We start from the raw sequence: 22005 nt of genomic DNA on the forward strand, positions 1-22005 counted from the left end.
TTAGGTGTGGATCTTGCTGTTTTCGTCAATCCTGATCGTCATGTCGGGTGCTTTATACTTGATCGTGTGATTCTGCCAATCGGTGCCGGTGCAACGCTTAACGTTGCTTTTGAGCGTGATCTTTACTTCCTGAATTCCGACAATATGAAAATCACGCGTGCGGGCTCCCGGAGATAGGCATCCGCCGGTATTAAAAACGCCGGGTTTCTTGATGATGCTGTAGCTGACGTCGGTCTTGCTCTCGTTTTCAATGGCTAGGAAGTCAATAACGTCACCGCGGGCGCTGAGTGGCTTGGCGACGAGAGATACACCGAGAGCAACGATGGCAAATAGAGCAAATATTTGATGTTTCATGTGTTCCTCCAAGCGTTGGGTGCTAGAACGGCGCAGTCTCACGATTTGGCCGAATATCACAATATCTCCCGTTTTCGCCTGCATTTCACAGTATCTCAAAACAAGAAAAGGCCGATCGTCAATCTTCGAACTTTTTTCGGATCCGACGGCGATATTCACCCGGAGCTTGCCCAACTAGCCGTTTGAAGATCCTCGACATGTGGCTTTGGTCGGTGAATCCGGCTTCAGCGGCGACGTCCGCAAGAGGCCACTCCGTCTCGACGACCCGCCTGCATGCCAGCTGCATACGGAGCCCTACGACGTAGTCTCCAATCGAACGTCCGCGAAAGCGGTGAAACGCGCGGCAGAGGTGCGACGGGTGCACGCGGGCTGCTTCGGCGAGAGCGCGCACTGAAATAGCGTCCGTAAAATTTCGCTGCAGATTCCGGTCCACATCCGCCATCCAAGGCGGCTCATGAGCAGGCGTTGCCGGCATGTGTCCCGCGAAAGCACAGAGTTCATAGAGTAGCGATTCAATTGACAACTCGGTGGTCGCATCACGCGTCAGGAATTCTTGGTAGAGCCGGGACATCAGCCAGGCCGGATCACCGCCGGCTAGCTCCACAAAATGTTCTGGTAAACCGCCGGCGGCCGCAATCATCTCGGTCCATCGGGGCAACAATTCGACCATAAAAAACCGCCCGCCGGCCGGGCCGATTGTATCGGTATGTTCCATCAGCGGCGCATGAAAAACCACGGTGAAAGGATCGTACGCGATCGTATCGCCGCCGGAAGTTTCGCGGTACGATCCTTCAATAAGCAGGCTAAAATAGGCGTATTCGTGCGTATGAGCCGGAACCGTCTTGCCCAAGTCGTGGCGGACTTCAGACAGCACGGCATCAGCAATTCGCGCGCTCACAGTCTGCCCAAAAAATGCGCCGGCTTTTAGTGCGATCGTCATGTCCGCGGGTTCAAGTTCCGGTTCGCAGCGAACGTTATTAGCATATCCAGGAAGCCGGGCGCGTTGTGCGGCCATCCGTCGGCGGTTGCGGGCGGAATGCGCAAGGTATGATCCGCTCCAGGAAACGTCCGTACCCAGACTCTTTGATTCCCGCCGCGTTTCAACAGCCGAAGCGTCTTGGCGATGCTTTGCTGCACCGGAACGAGTGCATCGTCGGCTCCAAACAGTATCAGCACCGGGACGCGGACCGCTTCCCACGCTTGTGAGTTGTCGTAGTTTCCAACCTTGCGGTACCAGTCCCAAATCCAATTGTTATCGTCCGGAATCGCAAGGTCGCTCAACCATAGTGAGCCTGCGTACTCTTTGATGTCCATGCGCAACTGGTCGTGCGAGGTGCCGTTGCGCGCTGTATCGACGAATTCAGCATAGACCCTTTCCGCCGAGATGAGCTCCTGCCCTGAGTAGTGCTGGCGCAAATAGGTGTCGACCCGGAAGAGATCTTGGTTATACTGCGGACCAACCGGCCCATCCGCAGCCGCCAGCCATGTAACTTCGGGATTGCGGAAAGCGATGGCCGGTGCGATCTCGGCACCTTGACTGTGTCCGTAAAGCCCGACGCGCGTCCGGTCCACGTCGGAGCGCAGCCAGAGCGTGTGGACGGCCGCACGCGCGTCGCCAGCCAAGTCTTGCAGCGATGCTCGGCGCCAGTCACCGGTTGATGTTCCGACGCCACGCTTATCGTAACTCAATGCAATGATGCCGTGGCGCGCTACGTAGTCGGCTAAATACGCCGTAGCCCACCGGCCTTCGGCGCCGGAGCCGTGCACGAAAACGATTGCCGGATGCTTGCCTGCCGACTGAGGCACGTAAATGCTACCAGCCAGACGCACTCCGCCGCTTTCGAACGAGGTTTGCTCGACCGCATAAGGTTTGGCAACTGACTGCGAAACGCGGTGCAGTTTGAATGTTCCGTAACTGCTATTTTCATGAAACGTGCCACGGATCACGTTTCCGCTCGCCGATGCATCAAAGAGTGTTGTCGTAGTGTCGCCGACAAGTTCCCAATGCAATGCAGGGCCTAGTTGCAAGTTTGAGAGCGGTATATCGAGCGCGCCTAGGTCTGTAGCCGAGAACGTCCCGCGGTTGAGCTTTGCGTCGAGGTCTATGCTTACGTTGAGCTGCGACGAGCCGCGCAGCATCGTCCCTTCCCAGTGGCCGGCGAGAGGTGACAATCCTTGGAGAACGTTGGCCGCGCCAAGGACGAAGTAAAGAGTAAGTACCTTAAACATCTTCGCAGTTTCTCACATAAACGGCCATTAGGCTTGTATGGAGATTGCATCCGAGCGCGGTGAAACGTGGTCACTGTCACGGCGCGGCGATGCTCAAGGAGCTAAAACGGCTAAAACGTCAGAACGCTAGAACGCTAGAACGCTAGAACGGCGTTGTCTCACGATTTGGCCGAATTTCACAATATCTCGCCGTTTTTGCCTGCATTTCACAGTATCTCATTTTTTCGCTTTGTAAGATGCGGTTTACCGGCCGCCATAGCTCTTCGTGAGGTTGAAAATGAGGCCGAATGGATCGCGCAGATAGCAACGCGGTAGGTCAGGATCTTCCTCGACAAGCGCACATCCCTGTTCGATCAGGTTCCTCTTTGCCTCTTCCAGATCGTCGACCTCAAACTCGAAAACCGATCCATTCTCTTCCCCCGGCTCGAAGTACAAGATGAAGCTGCCGGTATCGAAGCCGATCACCCGTTCCGATTCCGATGTGATCGGAAAGCCGAGGACGCCGTTGTAGTAGTTCTTCGCTTCTTGGAGATCTTTGGCACGAAGCATGACGTCACTTGTCGATTTCATTGTTTGACCTCTTTTTGGTCATCGGAACCAACGGTTTTCAAGGCGGGCTTTCCCAGCGCAAAGAACGCGATTACCGCGAGGTTTTTAGGCCGTGCTACGAGTACGGGCGCCGCATTTCACAATAACGAGGCAGTTTCCTAATATCTACCTGTTTTCGGCCAGATACTGGGAGCCATCATTAGAACGCTAGAACGGCTAGAACGGAATCTCTTCGTCGAGCGCGTCGCCTAGCGGAGCTGCGCCGGCCGCAACCGGTGTGCCGTTGCCAAAGCCTTCGCTCGATTCTTGCTGCTGCTGACGATCGCGTGGCGAGCCGAGCATCTGCATCGCGTTGATGACGACCTCGGTGGCCTGGCGTTTGTTGCCTTCTTTATCTTCGTATTGCCGAATCGAAAGCCGGCCCTCGACCAGGCACGACATGCCCTTCTTTAAATAGGTGTTGCAGGTCTCAGCCAGTTTCTCCCAAGCGACGATGTCCACGAAGAGCGTGTCTTCGGGTTTGGGGTCGCGCTTATTGGGATTGACCGCGATGCGAAACTTCACGACGCCGGCGCCGGAGCCGATGTACCGGATCTCCGGGTCGCGCACGAGCGTCCCGACCAAAATCACTCTGTTATAACTTGCCGCCATGATGCCTTACCTGTTCCTTTAGATGCAGTTGCTGCCGCCAGCATAGTGCCGGAGACTGCCACCAGTCTGGCACTCTATTCCGAAGGCGGGACCGTTGCCGGTGGCGGGACGGGGGGTGCCATCGCAGCCACTTTCTCCGCCTCGAGCGCTTGTTTGTCGAGCCGGATCAGCAGTGCCCGCAGGACGTCCTCGTTCAACCCGAGTTGGCGCTCAAGTTCCTTGGCGGCCTCGGCCTCGCTACGGAAGCGCATGACCACGTAGATGCCTTCGCGGACATCGTTCATCTCATAGGCGAGGCGCTTTTTCCCGAGCTTCTCGACGTTGACGACTTCGCCGCCATTAGACTTGAGCGACTTGGCGATTGCCTCAGCGCGCTGGTCGGCTTCGGCCTCCTCGAGGCTGGGGCGCAATAGATAGGTTACTTCGTATTCGTTTGCCATGGCGGGTCGCGGTGTTCCCCGAGGGGGGCCGGAGGGCCTCTCAGCGGCTTCTCACCGCCATCTGGCAAATTCACAGGTAGGATGGGAACACCGCCCTAGCCGATGCCGATCGCCCATTTCGCCGTAAATCGCCGCGTAACGGTGGCCATGATCGCCTGCGCGATCGTGGTGCTGGGAATATTCGCCTTCCCGCGCCTGCCCATCGATCTGCTGCCCAGCTTCTCGCCCCCGGTCATCAATGTAAGCGTCAGCTACACCAACGTCGCGCCGCAGCAGATGGAAACGCTGATCACGCGGCCGCTCGAAAACGCCGTCAGCCGCGTTGCGGGCATCCAGCAGATCAATTCGACTTCGTCCGAAGGCAGCAGCAACATTACCGCGCAGTTTTATTACGGCGTCAACATCGACACCGCCGCGGTCGACGTCCAGCAGCAAGTCTCGCGCGCGTTCAGCCAGCTGCCGAACGATCCCAATCTTTCCCAGCCGACGATCACCAAGTTTAATCCGAATTCGCTGCCGGTCGTGCGTATGTTCGTGACCGACCCGAACATGTCGATGCGCGACCTGGGGGACCTGTGGGTCAACACGCTCTCGGATGAATTCTCCGCAGTATCCGGAGTAGCATCAGTCGGCATCAGCAACGATCAGACGCGCGCCATCATGGTGCAGCCCGATCTCAACAAATTAGCCGGCTACAATCTGACGATGAGCACGATCGTCAATCGCATCAACCAGGAAAACGTAAACCTTCCAGCCGGTCTGGTGCAGATCGCCAAGAACGAGTACCAGGTTCAGACGAACGCGCTCTTCACCAACGCTTCGCAGATTGCGAACATCGTCGTCGCGACCAAAAATGGCGCTCCGATATTTTTGCGCGACGTCGCCACCGTCAGCGACTCAATCGAGGAACAGCGGCTCTTCCAACGCGTCAACGGCGCGGAGGCGCTCGGCGTATCGGTGACGGCGCAGCCAAATGCCAACGTCGTGCAAGCCGCGCAAGGCATCTATGCCAAGATCGATCAGATCAAGGCGCGCTACCCCGGCATGCAGTTCGCCGTCGTTTTTGACCAAAAGGGCTTCATCACGCAGGCCGTCACGGCGCTCGAGCACACCGCCCTCTATGGCGCGATCCTCGCGGTCTTGATTATTCTGCTCTTCTTACACTCGTGGCGCTCGACCGTGATCGTGGCGATTTCGCTGCCGATCTCCGTGATGGGCACGCTGTTCGCCGCCTACATGTTCGGGTTCACGCTCAACACGATGACGCTGGGAGGTTTGGCACTGGCCGTCGGGCTCATTGTGGACGACGCGATCGTCGTCATCGAAAACATCTACCGGCACATGGCGCGCGGACAACATGTAAAGGAAGCCGCTGAGAGCGCGGTTACCGAAATCTTCTCCGCGGTTTTAGCATCATCGGTGACGGTCATTACGGTGTTTGTCCCGCTGCTGCTCATTCCGGGATTGCAGGGACTGCTCTTCATGCCGTTCGCGCTGATGGTAATGACCGCGGTTGCGATCTCGCTGCTGGTTGCGCTGACGACGGTCCCGATGCTTTCGACGCTTCTGCTGCACGACGAAAAACCGCATACGAACGGGCACCGCCAAGGGTGGTATGCGCGTTTCACGCAAAAATTTGACGCCGGCTACGAGCGTTTCGCCGAGTGGTACCGCGCCAGGCTTTCCTGGTCGGTGGATCACCCCGGCCTCGTAATGGGTGCGGCCGGCGCGATCTTGCTCGTCACGCTGATCGCGCTACGTCTGGGTGCAGTTGCGACAGAACTCTTCCCGGCGTCAAACTCGCCCTTCGTACGCTTCAGCTTGCGCATGCCCAACGGCACCGCGCTCAACGTCACCAACGCCGTCGCCAAAGAGGTCGAGACTCGGATGCAAAAAGACCCGCGCATCCAAGCGCTCGCGGTCCAAGTCGGCGGCGGCGGAGGCGGTTTCGGAGGCGGCGGCAGCAACAGCAATTCCGCCAACATTTCGATCGCGCTTCAGCCCGGAACGAGCAGCGCCGTTGCCGGCCAATTCGTGCAGCAATGGCAAGGCGCTTTGAACGGAACGTTCGGCGGGCGCGGAGGCCGCGGCGGCGGTGCGGGCGGTGGTGGCGCGGGCGGCGGTGGCTCCGCGCGTCCGAACAATCCGCAGTTCGCGAAGTACCGCGCGATGTTCGGCAGGCCGATTCCGGGACTGCAAGCTTTTGGGCGCACGCAAGACATCGTGCAAAACATCATCGCGCGCGGACAAGACAGTCTGGACATCCAGATCTATGGTCCGGACGTCACGCAGCTCTACAACATCGCGCAGACCAAGGTAATTCCGCAACTCGCGCAAGTGCCGGGCGTTACACGCCCCGATACGGGAATCACGCCGTCGCAACCGCTGCTGAACATCAACGTTGACCGCATCCGAGCCGCAGCGCTCGGTCTTTCGACGCAGACGATCACGCAGACGATCGACACGGGCACGAGCGGCAGCATCGCGTCGTACTTGCAGACGAACGGCACGCAGTATCCGATCGTCGTGCAGCTGCGGCCCGACCAGCGGCGCAGCCTTCAATCGATCACCAGCCTCCAAGTGCCCGCGCCGGGCGCGGGCGGCGCGCAAATAGCGGGCGGCACCATCGGCGGCGCGGGCAGTCTGCTTTCCAATTCCACGACAAACTTCAGCCAGCAATACGCGCTGCCGACGGTTCCGCTGGGCGACGTTGCCACCATTGCCGTCGGCACCGGACCCTCGCAGATCACGCGGCAGAACAAGCAACGCGAGATCGACGTGACGGCGTCGGTCTCCGGCGCTCCGCTCGGCTCGGTTGTTCAACAGGCGCAAGACATCATGAACTCCATCGCGCTGCCGGCCGGGTACTATTGGCAGTTCGGACAGTCGCAACAGCAACAGAGCCAGACGTTCAGCAGCCTGGGGCTCATCGTGCTGCTGGCAATTCTTCTTATATATATGCTGCTCGCTTCGCAGTTCGAATCGCTGCTGCACCCGCTCGTCATCATGACGGCGGTCCCGCTTTCGATCTTCGGCGTCGTGCTCGCGCTGGTTATTACGCAGCGCGCCTTCGGACTGACCGCGTTCATCGGAGTGCTCATGCTCGTGGGCATCGTTGTGAAAAACGCGATCTTGGTCGTGGAGTTTACCAATCAACTGCGCCGCCGCGGACTTGCTCCGCGAACCGCCGTGCTGCAAGCCGCGCCGATGCGGCTGCGGCCGATTCTCATGACGACGCTGGCAACCATCGGCGGCATGCTGCCGATCGCGTCCGGCATCGAAGCCGGCAGTCAGACGCAAGCGCCGCTTGGCACAGTCGTCATCGGCGGATTGCTCTGCTCGACCATACTGTCGCTCATTGTGATCCCGACGCTCTACTTGTGGGTGGTCACCAAAGTCGAGCCGCGCTTCAAGCAGCGCCGCGTCGAAGGCGACGGGCGCGCGCACGTGGGCGAGACTCCGGCGCCGTCCGGCGTCCCTGCGAGCTAGCGCACGAAAAAGTAAGCGCTCATCGCGACGCCGATGCAGAGCACGACGACGCGCGTAATTGCCGAGGGCACGCGGCGAAAGAAGCGCGAGCCGGCGTAACCGCCGATCATCGTGAAGACCGCCATGAGCAGCGCGATCTTCCACACGATGATGCCGGCAATCACGAACGGTATAACCGCCGTTCCGTTAATGACGATTGAAAGAACGTTCTTCAGGCCATTGGCGGCATTCATATTCGGCAGGCCGGAAAACGAGAGCACGGCGAGCATCAAAATGCCCATGCCGGCTCCGAAGTAGCCTCCATAAATTGCAATGAAAAACTGCACGACGAGTTGGAGCGGCGTGTGCGGTTGCGCCGTTTTGCGCTCCTTCGTTACAAATGGGCTAATCGCGAAGACCGCCGTTGCAAAAAGCAGCAGCCAGGGAATCATCCGGACGAAGACCTTCGGCGGAGTGTGCAGCAATAGCACTGCGCCGATGACGGCGCCGACCAAACTCACGATGCACGCGGCGACCAGTAGATGGCGGTGCTCGCGAACCTCTTCGCGATAGCCGCGAGCGGAGGCGACGACGCCGAGCCACATCGCCGTATTGTTGGTTGCGTTCGCCGGAATCGCCGGGACGCCGGCCAGAATCAGCGCGGGAAACGTAAGGAAACTGCCGCCGCCCGCAACGCTATTGATCGCACCGCCAAGCAGCGCGGCAATGGCGACTAGTAACCAGGGAGTCAACCCCTCGTTACCTCGGGGTCCTTCGATACCTCAGGATGACAAGAAACTACGATGATGCTTTCGCTTCGCGTTTGGTGACGCGATAGACGCGGCGGATGTCTTTGAGCGTCTCGAGTTTGCGCAAGATTTTGTGCAGATGGTCGAGATCGTGGATCTGCACGGTAAGGCTGACGACTGCATGGCGATCGCGTTTGACACGCGCCGTGACGGAACTCACCACGGTCTTCAGCCCGGCGAAAACAGCCATGATATCTTGCAGGAGCGCCGGACGGTCGAGCGCTTCAACTTCAATATCCACTGCGTGCGCGATCTCGGTCTTAGCCGCCCAACTCGCTTCGAGCATCCGTTCCGGCGTCGCGGTCATGTACGCGACATTCGGGCAGTCCGCACGGTGCACGGAGACGCCCTTGCCGATCGTCACGTATCCGACGATTGGATCGCCGGGCACGGGGCTGCAGCATTTCGACAGACGGACCAGCACGTCGTCGACTCCGGCAATGCGAATGCCGCTGCTCGTGCGCGCAGTGCGCCGCGAAACCGACTCCGGTCGCGCGATGGTGTCGAATTTGACGACGTTCGAGGACTTGAGTTCTTCCTTGATGCGATTGATCACCGAGACCGCGGAGGCGTCGCCGAATCCGATCGCGGCGAAGAGATCGCTCGGTGCGGTGTAGTTCATCCGGCGCGCGATGCGTTCGATCAAGTCGCCGCGCAGCACTTCGAAACCCATATGCCGGCGCGCCAGCTCTTTCTCGATCGCCTCTTGCCCGGCAAGCACGTTCTCCTCGCGGCGCTCCTTGCGGAACCACTGTTTGATCTTGTGCTTGGCGCTGCTCATCTTGACGACCGAGAGCCAGTCGAGTGACGGACGGCCGCTCGACTTGTTGACGAGAATCTCGCAGATGTCGCCGTTCTGTAGCGAGGAGTCCAGTGGAACGATCCGGCCGTTGACGCGCGCGCCGACGCAGTGGTTTCCGACGTCGGTGTGAACGACGTACGCAAAGTCGAGCGGCGTGCCGCCCGCCGGCATACTGAAGACGTCGCCGCGCGGTGAGAACACGAAGACCTGTGAGTCGAACAGATCGAGCTTCAGGTTTTCCATGAAGACGCGCGAGTCGCGCATGTCTTTCTGCCACTCGAGCAGCGCGCGCAGCCAGGAGAGTTTGTTCTCGAACTGATCGGCTTTGCCGCCCTCTTTGTAACGCCAGTGCGCCGCGATGCCGTATTCGCTGGTGCGGTGCATCTCCAAAGTGCGGATTTGAATCTCGAGCGCTTCGCCTTCGGGGCCGACCACCGTCGTGTGCAGCGACTGATACATGTTCGGCTTGGGCATCGCGATGTAGTCTTTGAACCGGCCGGGCAGCGGAGTCCAGAGCGCGTGCACCGCGCCCAGCGCCGCATAGCAATCCTTCACCGAATCCACGATGATGCGAATCGCCGTCAAATCGTAGATCGTCGAAAAGTCGCGCCCCTTCTTCATTTTGGTGTAGATCGAATAAAAGTGTTTGGGGCGGCCTTCGATCTTGGCGTTCACACCGAGCAGTTTGAACTCTTCACCCAAGCGCTCTATGACAGACGTCACGACGCCCTCGCGCTCGTTTCGCGTCTTGGCGACGCGTTCCACGATTTCGCGATACCGTTCGGGATCGATGTAGCGGAGACACAAGTCCTCCATGTCCCACTTGATCTTCCAAATGCCCAAACGGTGCGCGATCGGGGTGTAGATGTCGAGCGTCTCGCGCGCAATCGCCAGTTGCTTCGGCGGCGGCAGACTCCCGAGCGTTCGCATGTTGTGCAGACGGTCGGCAAGTTTGATGATGATCACGCGAATGTCCTTAGCCATCGCCATGAACATCTTGCGCAGGTTTTCGACTTGCGCTTCTTCCTTCGATTGATACGGAATGCGCGTCAGTTTGGTGACGCCGTCTACCAGGCTCGCGATCTCTTTGCCGAAATCCGCGGCGACCTGCTCGGTCGTGAGGCTGGTGTCTTCGACGACGTCGTGCAGCAAAGCGGCCGCGATCGTCTGCCGGTCCATTTCGAGTTCGGCCAGGATTCCGGCCACGGCCAGGGGGTGCTCGACGTAGGACTCGCCCGAAGCTCGCCGCTGGCCCTCATGGGCCTTTACGGCCGTGTCGTAGACGCGCTGCAGCCACGCCTCGTCCAGGGAGGCGTCGTACGACTTGACTCGGCAGACAAGCTCGGCGAACGTCATGGGGTTAACGTCTATAATGCCACAGGCCCCCGCCCGCTTGCAAAAAGGGCCCGCCTAGACGAAGAGGAGTACGGCGATTTTCCCGTCGGGCTGGAGAGCGAACTCCATGTCGATGCTGCCGTGCTCGCAGGTCATCCGGTAGACGTACACGTTGACGTTTCGCGTGCGGCTGATGCCCCGGAAATTCACGGTTTGCAGCGCGCCGAGCGCGGCGAGCGCCTTTTCCGAACCGTCGAGCAGTTCGTCGTTCAGCTGCGCGTTGACGTCGTCGGAATACTGTTTGCGATCGACGACTCCGCCTTGGAACGCCAAGAATTGACGGACCGCGAGTTTGTGCATCTTCGGATCGTCGGGCGCCGGCTTGGGAGGCGGGATCGGCGGCGGGGAGTTTTCAACTGCCGGCGGCGGCGAACCGGTGGCTTCTTGGGCGTGCGTCAGCGACGCGGGGAACAGTGCCACGCCGGCGGCCAACGCGAGAAACAATAGGGTTCGTCTCATCAGTACTTGATGAATGTTGTAACGTCGGCGCCCGGCAAAGCGTCTCGCCCTTTGAGCGCTTCGAGTTCGATCAGGAACGCAAACCCGGCGATCTTGGCGCCGAGACGTTCGAGCAGGCGACGCGTTGCCGCGGCGGTTCCGCCCGTGGCCAGCAGATCGTCGACCACCAAGACGCGGTCGCCGTCGCCGAGCGCGTCGGCGTGGATTTCGAGCGAGTTCGTGCCGTACTCCAGCGCGTACGACTCGCTGAGCTTGCTGAACGGCAGTTTTCCGGGCTTGCGCACCGGTACGAATCCGGCGCCGATGGCGTAGGCCAGCGGTGCTCCCAGCATATAGCCGCGCGCCTCGATTCCCACGACATGATCGATTTTCGCCTGCTTGTACTTATCCACGAAGAGATCGATCGCTGCCTTAAAGGCTTGCTTGTCCTTCAGGAGTGGGGTAATGTCACGGAACAGGATACCCGGCAGCGGGAAATCGGGAATGGCGCGTATGTAGGTTTGAACGTCCACGGCGCACCGCTTTCCGCGAACCAGGCCATGCGGCCTTTCCGTTGTTCGTGGGGATGATCTAAGACGGAATATTCATGAATCTCGCAACCGAGGGCAAGCATGCGCGGGACTCGTCCGGGCAGAGCAGCTGGCTCTCCTCAATTTTGGAGATCGGGTTCCGCCGGCGGATGGTCATCGCCGTGGCGGCGGCCCTGGCTATCCACGAGATTCTGGCCGGGCTGGTGCCCTGGCGCACCACCACGATCCCGCCCGAGCAGCCCGAGACCCTCACCATTGCGAAGCTCACGATCATTCAGCACAAGCCGACGCCCAGGCCGATCGTCCACGTCCACGTGATCGCGCCGACTAACGTCCAGCCCACCATCGTTAATCCGGGCAAGCCGTCGGAGAACCAGCACATCCGGCGCGTGGCTTCGGCCCGCCCGCTCGTGAAGACTCACTACCATAGCGCACCAGCCCGCATACACGTGCCGACCGGCGGCCACGGGGCAGGGTCGAGCAAGACCGCCAAAGCCAGCATCGGCGGCATCGGGACCGGCGGCACGGGGACCGGCCAGAGCGGCATCGGCACCGGAACCGGCGGCGCGCCCGCCGCGCATGAGCCGTGCGGCTATGTGGATTTCATTCCTTACGATACGCCCACGATAGATAGCTCCGGCCGCAGGTGGGAGCACATCTCCCTGGTCGTGCATTTCCCCGACGGTTCGAGCCAGAGCACGGACCTCGATTATCCGTTTTACTATGCGTCGTCGCTGGTCGATCCGTTCGTGCCGGCAAACAAGAACATTCCGGCTACCTTCCAATTTCCGCCGGCCGGCCAGAGCGTCTCGTCACCAGTAGTGCAATACGTCATCGCCCACACGAGGCCCGATGGCACCACCGTGCTCAAGGATTGCCCCTCCGGCTAGCAGGACGGTGAAACAAGCCGGGGCCTAGGCGGTTAAATTAGCTATGGCGTACGGGGGGTTTATGACAGCGAAATCTTTTCTTTTGCTTGCGGTAATTTCGCTTGCGGGCTGCGTCGGCGTATCGAGCTTTGGCGGACACAACGTCGAGGCGCGGATTCACCACGCGCTTCCCGCCGCCGGCGTGAGGTACGTCAACGTGGAAAACGTTTCCGGCTCGATCGTGATTGACGGCTGGAACCACTCCGGCGTCGACGTCAGCGCGCTCGAGTATGGTTCGGATCAAGGTGCGCTCGATCGCACGCATGTCAGCATCGGGCAGAACGGTTCGACGGTTTTCGTCAAGACAACCTACGACAGCGGAGGCGGCTTTTTCTTCGGACACAACGGCGCGCAAGTTGATTACACGATCCACGTTCCGGCAACCGCATCAATCTCGGTTTCGAACGTTAGCGGTCCCACAACATTGAAGGGATTGGACGGAAACTTGGACGTTTCGGAAATCAGCGGCGCGCTCGACGCGTCGCTCGGGCGTGTGGCGGGGACGCGCAACATTCATATGAGCGCGATCAGCGGACACATGACCGTTCGGATCGCGCGCAACAGCGACGCGCGAGTGGACGCCAGCACGATCAGCGGCGACGTAAACCTCTTCTTCCCATCCGACACGCACCAAGGATCGGTGGGCAATGCCGCCACCGGCCAGCTCGGTAAGGGCGCTGCCTCCATGACTCTAAAAACCATCAGCGGCGCGATCGACGTGCTTCCGAAGTAACCGTTCCGGATCGGTAGCCCTTTCTAAATAGCGCCCTCGTCGGGATAGCCTCTCACAGATCTGTGGGAGGTTTTATGCTCGAGTTCGGCATTTATCGCGACGGGGACAATAATCTGGACGTGTCGCAGGAAGCAGCGATCCGTCAGGCTCGCAACGTGAGTGCGGCAAATTCCGCAATCCAATTCACGGTAGAGGACACCCGGGAGCAATTCGGCAGCGCCACAACCGTTCGTTCGACGATCCAGGACGGCCGCGAGATCGTCAGCGGCAGCGTTGATGCCGCGGACGATATGGCCTCTCCGGAGAATCTCGCGCGGTTTGTCGCGCGTACGCTCGACAACGCGCAGAAATCCGGCGCCGGTCAGACGTGGATCGAGCTCGTCGATCACGGTGCCGGCGACGGCGGCGGCCTGGAAGCGGACTCATTCAAACAATTGATGCCGATGCCGCAGATCGCCGCCGCAATCGCAACGGGCGTCAAGATGCACGCGCAAGCGCATCCTGAGGACGCTCAGCGCGGCGTCGACGGCGTCGTTGCAAACCAATGTCTGATGGCGTCACTCGGATTCGCGGACGCGCTTTCACATGCGGGCGTGAAGTGGCTGGCCGCAAGTCCGGAGACGATGGTGTCGCCCGGCGTGCCGAGCAGCGTCGCCAACGCCATCCAGAAAAATCTCGACGACCCGCAGAACATGGGAAAGGCGATCGCCGGCGAGGTGATGGGACAAACCTACGGCACGGGCGCGTTCGAATGGAAACCGGCCGCGGCTTTCGACGTGCTCGATCTGGATCCACGCAAGCGCAAAGCCGTTGAAACAACGGTAAGAGCGTTTAACGACGCAATCGGCGCGCGGGCGAGCGACTCAGCCGCGATGCGGGCGCTGCGCGAGGATGCGTCTTCGGTGCAAGGCATGGTGCGCTTCCATGAAGCGACGTCCGACATGCCGTGGCATGCGGACCGCCCGGCCATTGCGCTTTACGGTGCGATCGCAAACGACGCGCGACTGGATCCGCAGCTGCGCGGCGTGGCCCGGAACGCGCAGCGAGCAGTTCGGGCGCTCGTCGTCGCGCATAGCGAGAGCTCGGCGTTCGCACCGTTCGACGGCGCGGATTACCGGGACGCCGCCGGCCCCACCGTGCACTTCCCCGTGAACGAACGGCAGATCGATCCGTGGGCGCCGCGGGTTACCGAGACGCACAACCGGTTCTATCAAGAAACCGGCGCCGCATCGGCAGCACGCGCGCTGGCATAAGAAAAGGGCCGGTCGTTACCGACCGGCCCTGGCTTTTGGACAGAGCTCGTTTAGCGGATTAGGCCGGATGGGACGATAATGGCCTGGGCATTCAAAGCCTGCTGAGCCACGACGCCGAGCGCTTCGAGATGCGCGCGCGTCAGTTCGCTCAGTCCGCCTCTTTGCAATCCCGCCGCCACCAACTGCCGCAGTTGCTGCAGTTGCATGCGAGCCAGCGCTTGAGCGTCAGCCGGCGTTCCGGGGGCCGGATTGACCCACATATCCGCCAGACGTTTGGCAAACGCTATCTGCAAATTGCGGCGAATCGGACCGGCGCTGTTAATGCCGCCGGTTAAATCGCCGAAGATGCCTTGGCGCGACCAATCGAACAGATTCGTGAGAGACATCGTCGCACCAGGACTGTACTTGGTCTGCAGATCGTCGATCCGCTGAAGTGTCAGCGGAGCAAACAGCTCGGACAGTACCTGGTTCTGCTGGGCATTAATGATCGCCGTCACGGCGACGTCGTGGCGCGGCGACGGATTGTACGCCCACGATGCGCCCACAAAGTCTCCATACTCGGAGTACGTGAGCTTATTGAGCACGCTCGGATTGAAGTGCCACGCCGCTTCGGAGAAGAGGCCGTCGGCAAGTCTGGTCCAAGCCGCGTGCTCGTCCGCGAGTGAAACCGGGGTAAGCGGAGCGTTCGCGCCCGGATCGCCCTTAGCCGCGCGCGAGAGATACTCGCCGCCGATCCAGTTCGCCGGCATCGAAGCGCAGCGCAGATAGGTCGTCAGCGGTGCGGTGAACGCCTGACGCGCCTCGTCGAACGAATGTCCCGGCGCCGGAAAGCGCTGGCTGACCGCGTTCATGACGTTGTGCATTGTCTTCATCTGCACGTCACACCATTCCAGCGGGTGGTTTGTCAGGTCGTAGGTCACGACGCGCGGATCGATCGCGTGGCCGCCTTGGTGCGAGTTATCCTCGTCGCTGGCGAAGCGGTACCACGGGTTAGACCAGAGCGATGCCCAACGCCGCAGCGTCGGGAGCTCGGCGTTCGGCGTCGTTGCGCCCGGAATGTATCCGTAACCGTAACGGATCGCGTAGTAATCGTACGGCCCGAGAGCTGTTTGGAAGTAATCACCTTGCGGCGTGCCTTTGGGCCACAAATTGACCGGGCTGTACTCCATGACCGAGTTGGAAACGCCGTAGCGCGATGTAAAGGCCTTGCTCTGCATCTGCTTGGGCGTGTAGGCCATCGTTCCGATGAAGTTATGCTGTAAGCCGAAGTTGTGTCCGGATTCATGCAGGATGACCGAACCGATCAAGTCTTGCACGAATTGGTTCTCGGCGGCTGCCGAATCGGGAATGCCGCGCGCAGGCGCGACGATATAGCGATACGTGCGGCCGGCCAGACCTTCGACCGCATCGAAGTTCACACCGATGTTCAGTTCTTCACCCGTGCGCGGATCGGTAACGAGCAGCGCCTCGGCGCCGAACGCCGGCGACGTGGTATTCAGCCAACGAAGCATATTGTGCCGGATGTCTTCCGGATCCCACGACGGATCGTTGGGCTGCTGACGCACCTGAACCGCGTCCAGGATACCGATCTTCTTGAAAGCGTTGTTCCACGTCAGCAGCGCATTTCTCACCGTCGTGCGATACTGATACGGGATGTCGTTGCTGAGCCACATCACCAGCGGATTGGTCGCGTGCATCGGAGCCGATGACGTGCGCTTACCGAAGTTCCAGCGCATAATGTAATGCACGGTGCGCCCTGTGGTCACCTGGTCGGTCGAGAAGTTGACCAGCGGCTGCGTGAAGTAGCCAATGCGCGGATCCGCAATGCGCGGCACGTAGCCGTCGCTCGGAGCCTGAATGAAGTTGTAGGTCATCAGCACTTCGATGCTGCGCGCATCAGGCGCGTTGTCGATCCGCGAAAAGTTCGGAGCGGCCGACGTCCACGTCTGGTCGACGCGCAGCACGTCGTTTTCCGGGAAAGCCTTGGTTACCGAAAAGAACGAGCGCGAGGCATCGAGCCGGTACGCGCCCGGACTAGGCGGTCCGAAATTGAGACTGGAGTCGAAATCCGCCACGTCGCCCAATAGGAACGACGCCGGAATGACCACCGTCGTGTCGTCGGCGGCTGCGATTGGCACCACCGCAATGACCGAGCTCGGCAGAGACTGCTGCACGCCGGTCGCTTCCGGAGTGTTCGGCCGCGTAATCGTATACGTATTCGGCCAGCGCACGACAACGGTGTCTTCGACTTTTTCAAAACGGAGTAAACGCGCCGGCGCCACATAGGGCTCACCCTGCGCCGGGCCTAATCCGCCGAGCCCGCTCGACGGGACGGCCGTTTGGATGAAATCGGCGCCCAGCTGTGAGCGTTTGATGGCCAGATAGACGCGCCCGGCCTTGTGAATGATTGGGATGAGTCCGTCCTGGACCGTTGCGCCGCGCACGAAGACGTCGTAAGGGGCGGGCTGGCCCGCCTGCGCAGCGGCTGCCGCGGCTGCTTGCATAGCGGCGGCCTGGTTCGCCGCGCTGGGCGGCGGATTGTTCTGCGCCGAGGCCGGAGCGGCCAGGGCCAACACAAAAAAACCGCCGAGTATAATGCGAAAAAGACTGGTCATGAAGCCTCCGGAAAGAGATGCGATCGAACGCCGTACGCGCGTCCAGACCTAATTGTTTCAGCGAAGTAGCGGCTGGCCCTGCGGGTAGATCGGACGATTAATAATCCGCTCGAGCGTCTCCGCCTTTGAACTCAGCACGAAGCCGCAAAAGCGGGCGAAGTTGTCCCGCTCGGCCTCGCCTTCGGCGAACCGCTCGTTGCGGGTCAGGTCGATCTTTCCGGCGGCCGGCAGAAAGCGGACGTAACGACCGCCGTCGTCGATCCCGGCCTCGATCAACCCCTCATCTTCGAAGATGCGCAAAGCCACGCCCACCGTGCGTTCGTTGACCTTGTCGAACTCCAGCGTGCTCGCAATATCACTCTGTGAAAGCCGGACCACGCCCCCGAAGGCCAGCGTCCGGATGCCGCGGTAGAGCTCGCGCAGCACGCCGAGCGTCGGCGCCTCTTGATCGATGATGTACTCGTTGATGCGGCGGTCGCTCTCGCCAAACAGCAAGTGAATCTGCGCGGCCGCGCCGTCGCGTCCCGCGCGTCCGGCTTGCTGATTGAATTCGGTAAATGAAAAGTTCAAATGATAGAGCACGACGTGGCGCACGTCGGGCAGGTCGATGCCTTCGCCGAAAGCCGACGTCGCCACGACGATGCGCAGCTGCCCGGACCGGAAGTAGTTTTCGACCTCGGCACGTTCCGCCGACGGCATGCCGGCATGATAGAACATAACCTCGTTGCCGTACTCTTTACGGAGGCCGTCAGCCACCTTCGAGACCTCGTTGCGCGAGTTACAGTACACGATCGCCTTGCCGTCTTCTGCGAACGTCCGGCGGAGATAAGCCAGTTTATCCCTCGTTCCGCGCGCGTCGATCACGCGAAGGTTCTCGCGCACCGACGGATCGATCACCCACGCATCGATCTTCAGCTCCTTGACTACGTGGGCGAAGGCTTCGTCGCGCGCCGTCGCCGTCAGCCCCAAAATCTGCGGTCCGCCCAGCGCCGCTATCGTCTGCGAAAGTTTCCCGTACGCGGCGCGATGGTTCGATTCATAAGCATGGTGCGCTTCGTCCACGACCAGCAGCGACGGCGCGCTCTTTCCCGCAAACGCTTCACGATGGAACTGCAAGAACTCGGGCGTCGCCAGAATCACGTCCCACTCCCCGTGCTCTAACGCCGCCATGAGCGTTGCGCGTTCTTCAACGCCGATAGCGCCGTTCGCGCGTAATATCCGCAGCCCAAAATCGTCCAGCCGGCGTTTGAGCGCTTCGAATTGATCGTTGGCCAGCGCGCGGAGCGGATAGAGCACCAACGTCTTCTGGCCCGACTCGAGCGCGCGATATGCGGCCGGATATTGAAAACAAAACGACTTTCCACGGCCCGTGCCCATCACTGCCAGCGTATTCTTGCCCGCGTCTAGACGCGCGAGCACGTCGCGCTGCGCCTTGTGCAGCTCGGCGTCGCCGATCAGCGCGCGGCGTATTGCCGCGTGGTCGGCTTGCGCGCGCGCTTGAACCGCAAACGCGTCAACTGCGCTTCGTACTTCGCGCGAAACGCGGATGTTGACGCCGTAGTTCTTACCATCCCGGCCGCCGGTGACGTGCTCGACGCGGACGCCGTACGCCATGCCGGCATCCATGAGCGGAGCGAGATGTTTGGCGATCTGCTTACGAAGAAAGCCTATCTGAAGCGCGCCGTACTTAACCGCAATCGCATTTGAGTCGACCGGATTCTGCGGCTGGCGCTCCAGGTGCAGCTCCAAACCAGGCACCAGACCGGCTGCGACGTCCTGGCGGCCTTCGAACGACACGCCGACGATCTTCGTCGGAAAGGTATCGCGCTCGCCGATTCCCGCGAACGCATCGCGCTCCAAGAACTTCTTTTGCTGCGCGAACATACGCTCGACAAACTCGTCGATACTTTCATGGTCATCGGCTTTGTCATCGTGAGGTATCGAACGACCGCGAGGCATTGCCGAGCGGCCCTGAGCGGATGCGAAGGGTTCAGCTTCGAGGAGCGCCGGCGCTGCGCCAAATGACTCAAGGACGCGTTCGAACGCGGCCTCGGATGCGGTCGGTGGCGGGAGGGCGCTACTCTTGTTTGTCTTGCTGCGCGTCATCCGGTGGCAGAGGCTGCTCCGGTTCGAACCCTTCGAGGTTGAGTTTGATCTCTTCGTGACCGGCGTCGTACGCGGCATCATGCAAGCCGGCGCTCTGCGCGTCCAGCGGATCCATCTCGGCGCCCGCTTCCGTCCCAGTTTCCGTGCTTACCGCGCCGGCAGCGCTCTCGTCGCGCTTGCGTTTATACCGCGCGGGGACCGGAGCCGGACCCCGTCCCGACTTTGCTTTTTCGCGCCGCGCTTTGCGCGCCGCGACGATGTCTTCGCGCGCCATGCCCGAGTGCGAGCCCAGTGCGCGGCTCTCCGCAACACTTCGCGCGGAACGCGAGCCTTGCGCCGCCAATCCGGCCGCGCGTTTGCGCGCTGCCGCATCGAGCTGCCGTTTGCGGAAAAAGAGCACGAGCGGCGCCGAGTAAAAGATTGAGTGATATCCGCCCGAGCAGATGCCGACGAGCAGCGCGAACGCAAAGTTCTTGAGCGAATCTCCGCCGAGCGCGAGCAGCGCGACCAACGTGATCACGACCGTCGCCAACGTGTTGAACGACCGCGTCATCGTCTGCAGAATTGAGGTATTGACGATTTTATCGTAGGCTTCGCCCGCCATCACGCGGGTGTTCTCACGTATTCGATCGAGAATGACGATCGTGTCCATGACGGAATAGCCGATGACTGTCAGCACGGCCGCCAGAAACGCATCGTCCGCGCGCCTGTCCGCCAGCGCGTAGATGCCGATCATCATCGCAGCGTCGCGCACCAGCGCGATGACGGTAACCAAGCCGAAGATGTAGTTCCACCCGAATCGAAACGCGATGTACAAGAATTGGATCAACAGCGCGATGATCAGCGCCTCGATCGCCTTCGTTAGATACTCTTGGCCCAGCGTCGGACCGACGGATGTGATGGCCGACTGCGAACGGTCGACCGGCGCCGCCTTATTCAGCGCGCCCCAAACAGCCTTCGTATTGTTTCCGAAAGCAGTTTGCGTTTCGATCGAATACCTCGACCAGGCGTTCGGCGCGGAAGGCTTACCGACGGTGGTTATGCGTTCGTCGGTGATGCCCAACGGCGCGATTGCGGCCTTCAGTTGATCCTGGGTCACGGGCTGCGTAAAAACGACGTTCACTGCGGTGCCGCCGGTGAACGAGAGTCCCAGCCTTAGCGCGTGCGAAGGTTGGAAGCCGCCCCCCGGTGCGGTGAACGAATGATAGAGCATCGAACCCAAGCCGGCGAGGATGATCGCATACGAGATCGCCGAGACGATGCGAAACCAGCCGACGATGTTCCAGTTTAGGCGGCGGAAAAACATTACGAACCTGCCGCCGCGGAGCGCGCAAAGACGCCGACGTCTTCCTCGCGTACTCCCCAGAGCTGCGGGTTAGTCGCCACGTCGTTGTCAACGAGCAGATCGACAAAGAAGCGCGTTATGAAGACGGCGGTCACCAGCGAGAGCACGGTTCCCCAGAAGAGCGTGTATGCAAAACCTTTGACCGTGCCGGTGCCGAGCATGAACAGCACGCCCGCGCCGACGATGGTCGTAAAGTGGCTGTCGAAGACCGCCGTAAACGCGCGCGCGAAGCCCGTCCGCACGGCGGCGCGCATTGTCTTGCCTGCCCAAAGCTCTTCTTTCATGCGTTCGAAGATCAACACGTTCGCGTCAACTGCCATGCCGATCGAAAGCACGAAACCGGCGATACCCGGGAGCGTCAGCGTCGCGTGCGCAGCCGCGAGCAATCCCAGCATCATGATGACGTAAATGACCAACGCAATATCCGCCAGCAGACCCGGCAAACGGTACACGACGATCATAAAGAGCAAGACGAGTCCCAAACCGAGCATCGAGGCGTAAAGCGACTTCGTGAGATCGATCTTGCCGAGCGTCGGCCCAATCGACTCGTTTTCGACAATCTTGATGTCCACCGGCAGGGCGCCCGCATTTAACTCGTTGGCCAGCGTGATCGTCTGGTCTTCGGTGAACTGACCCTCAATCTCGCCGCTGTCGGAGATCGCGCCGTTGATCGTCGGCGCCGAAATGTACCGCTTATCCAAGAACATGCCCAGCGGCTTCCCGAGATTGGAGTTCGTTAGCGTGTAGAACTTTTTCGGATTCTTCGTTTGGAACGTGATGATGGGCTGGTTTGCCTGACTGTAAGCGGGCTGAGCAGCTTTGAGATCCTTGCCCGAATAGACGGTCGGGCCGCTGGCGGCGTAAGCACCCTTATTGAGGAAGTCGCAGGCAGCGCGGTTCGCTTTGCATTTGGCCGGGCTCGGAGAAGGGCCGACCAACGCCAGTGCAGCTTCGGCTCGCTGCACGACGGGCACCGGTACGATCTTGTACTCTAGCGTCGCTACCGTTTTTATGAGCGCCTCTGCTTGCTCGGGATTCTTAACCTGCGGCAGCTCGATCAAAATGCGATCGCCGCCGGATTTGCTAATCTGCGGCTCGGTGACGCCCAGTGTGTTGATGCGGTGGTCGATGACGTCGATCGTTTCATTTTGGACGTCCGGCGTGATGGTTTTGACTTCGGCGGTCGGGTAGAGCTGCAGCAAGAGGCGGGCCCCGCCTTGCAGGTCCAAACCCAACGAAATCTTCCTTTGCACCGGCGTTGCGCTGTACAAACAGAGCGCTACGATCGCCAGGACGAGCAGCGCCTTTACCGGGTTCTTCCATCTATTCCAGGTCATG

Annotated in this window: 18 protein-coding genes; 4 read left to right on the forward strand and 14 right to left on the reverse strand. The window is 60.5% G+C overall.

The features are described from left to right. The 6 genes from VFO29_09150 to rpsF all read right to left on the reverse strand — a co-directional run bounded on the left by VFO29_09150 (position 1) and on the right by rpsF (position 4223). Positions 1-513 (reverse strand): hypothetical protein, encoded by a 513-nt coding sequence (locus tag VFO29_09150; protein ID HET9393666.1) that lies wholly within the window; start codon positions 511-513, stop codon positions 1-3. Beyond that, positions 473-1294 (reverse strand): AraC family transcriptional regulator, encoded by an 822-nt coding sequence (locus tag VFO29_09155; protein HET9393667.1) that lies wholly within the window; start codon positions 1292-1294, stop codon positions 473-475. The genes VFO29_09150 and VFO29_09155 overlap by 41 nt, the downstream gene beginning before the upstream one ends. Continuing rightward, entirely contained in the window at positions 1291-2583 is a 1293-nt protein-coding gene (locus tag VFO29_09160; GenBank protein HET9393668.1) for an alpha/beta hydrolase, read from the reverse strand. The genes VFO29_09155 and VFO29_09160 overlap by 4 nt, the downstream gene beginning before the upstream one ends. Positions 2584-2826: 243 nt before the next feature. After that, positions 2827-3153: a VOC family protein gene (locus tag VFO29_09165; protein ID HET9393669.1), complete on the reverse strand. Its 327-nt coding sequence runs from the start codon at positions 3151-3153 to the stop codon at positions 2827-2829. 195 nt (positions 3154-3348) lie between these two features. Beyond that, positions 3349-3783: a single-stranded DNA-binding protein gene (gene ssb / locus VFO29_09170; GenBank protein ID HET9393670.1), complete on the reverse strand. Its 435-nt coding sequence runs from the start codon at positions 3781-3783 to the stop codon at positions 3349-3351. Positions 3784-3857: 74 nt separating this feature from the next. Then, the gene (gene rpsF, locus VFO29_09175; GenBank protein ID HET9393671.1) at positions 3858-4223 is read right to left on the reverse strand and encodes a 30S ribosomal protein S6; all 366 of its coding nucleotides are present in this window, start codon (positions 4221-4223) and stop codon (positions 3858-3860) included. Between the two features lie 102 nt (positions 4224-4325). Here rpsF and VFO29_09180 point away from each other — a divergent pair, with 102 nt between their 5' ends. Next, positions 4326-7712, forward strand: coding sequence for an efflux RND transporter permease subunit (locus VFO29_09180; protein ID HET9393672.1), 3387 nt, complete (start codon positions 4326-4328; stop codon positions 7710-7712). Here VFO29_09180 and VFO29_09185 read toward each other — a convergent pair. Genes VFO29_09185 through VFO29_09200 form a run of 4 tightly spaced genes read right to left on the reverse strand, consistent with a single transcriptional unit; the run spans position 7709 to position 11668 of the window. Next, on the reverse strand, positions 7709-8443 hold the full coding sequence (locus VFO29_09185; GenBank protein ID HET9393673.1) for a sulfite exporter TauE/SafE family protein: 735 nt from the start codon (positions 8441-8443) through the stop codon (positions 7709-7711). The two genes, VFO29_09180 and VFO29_09185, sit on opposite strands and share 4 nt — an antisense overlap. A gap of 46 nt (positions 8444-8489) precedes the next feature. Then, positions 8490-10658 carry a bifunctional (p)ppGpp synthetase/guanosine-3',5'-bis(diphosphate) 3'-pyrophosphohydrolase gene (locus VFO29_09190; protein HET9393674.1) on the reverse strand — a complete coding sequence of 723 codons (2169 nt, stop codon included), beginning with the start codon at positions 10656-10658 and terminating at the stop codon, positions 8490-8492. Between the two features lie 54 nt (positions 10659-10712). Next, positions 10713-11156 carry a hypothetical protein gene (locus tag VFO29_09195; GenBank protein ID HET9393675.1) on the reverse strand — a complete coding sequence of 148 codons (444 nt, stop codon included), beginning with the start codon at positions 11154-11156 and terminating at the stop codon, positions 10713-10715. Continuing rightward, positions 11156-11668, reverse strand: a complete 513-nt coding sequence (locus VFO29_09200; protein HET9393676.1) for an adenine phosphoribosyltransferase — start codon at positions 11666-11668, stop codon at positions 11156-11158. Before VFO29_09200 ends, VFO29_09195 begins: the two co-directional genes overlap by 1 nt. Before the next feature lie 74 nt (positions 11669-11742). On the opposite strand from VFO29_09200, the gene VFO29_09205 reads away from it, so the two are divergent. The 3 genes from VFO29_09205 to VFO29_09215 all read left to right on the forward strand — a co-directional run bounded on the left by VFO29_09205 (position 11743) and on the right by VFO29_09215 (position 14601). Continuing rightward, positions 11743-12576, forward strand: a complete 834-nt coding sequence (locus tag VFO29_09205) for a hypothetical protein (GenBank protein ID HET9393677.1) — start codon at positions 11743-11745, stop codon at positions 12574-12576. Positions 12577-12658: 82 nt separating this feature from the next. Continuing rightward, entirely contained in the window at positions 12659-13348 is a 690-nt protein-coding gene (locus VFO29_09210) for a DUF4097 family beta strand repeat-containing protein (GenBank protein HET9393678.1), read from the forward strand. Positions 13349-13422: 74 nt separating this feature from the next. Further along, complete coding sequence (locus VFO29_09215) at positions 13423-14601, forward strand: hypothetical protein (GenBank protein ID HET9393679.1); 1179 nt, start codon at positions 13423-13425, stop codon at positions 14599-14601. A 50-nt stretch (positions 14602-14651) separates the two neighbouring features. Here the strand turns inward: VFO29_09215 and VFO29_09220 are convergent, their stop codons facing one another. The 4 genes from VFO29_09220 to secD form a co-directional block, all read right to left on the reverse strand. Then, positions 14652-17216, reverse strand: a complete 2565-nt coding sequence (locus VFO29_09220; protein HET9393680.1) for a zinc-dependent metalloprotease — start codon at positions 17214-17216, stop codon at positions 14652-14654. Between the two features lie 57 nt (positions 17217-17273). After that, positions 17274-19175 carry a helicase-related protein gene (locus tag VFO29_09225; protein ID HET9393681.1) on the reverse strand — a complete coding sequence of 634 codons (1902 nt, stop codon included), beginning with the start codon at positions 19173-19175 and terminating at the stop codon, positions 17274-17276. Between the two features lie 118 nt (positions 19176-19293). After that, the gene (secF, locus tag VFO29_09230) at positions 19294-20628 is read right to left on the reverse strand and encodes a protein translocase subunit SecF (GenBank protein HET9393682.1); all 1335 of its coding nucleotides are present in this window, start codon (positions 20626-20628) and stop codon (positions 19294-19296) included. After that, on the reverse strand, positions 20628-22004 hold the full coding sequence (gene secD / locus VFO29_09235; GenBank protein HET9393683.1) for a protein translocase subunit SecD: 1377 nt from the start codon (positions 22002-22004) through the stop codon (positions 20628-20630). The genes secF and secD overlap by 1 nt, the downstream gene beginning before the upstream one ends. Position 22005 lies beyond the last annotated feature (1 nt).

It is taken from the genome of Candidatus Rubrimentiphilum sp. (assembly GCA_035710515.1).
Taxonomy (GTDB): Bacteria; Vulcanimicrobiota; Vulcanimicrobiia; order Vulcanimicrobiales; family Vulcanimicrobiaceae; genus Rubrimentiphilum.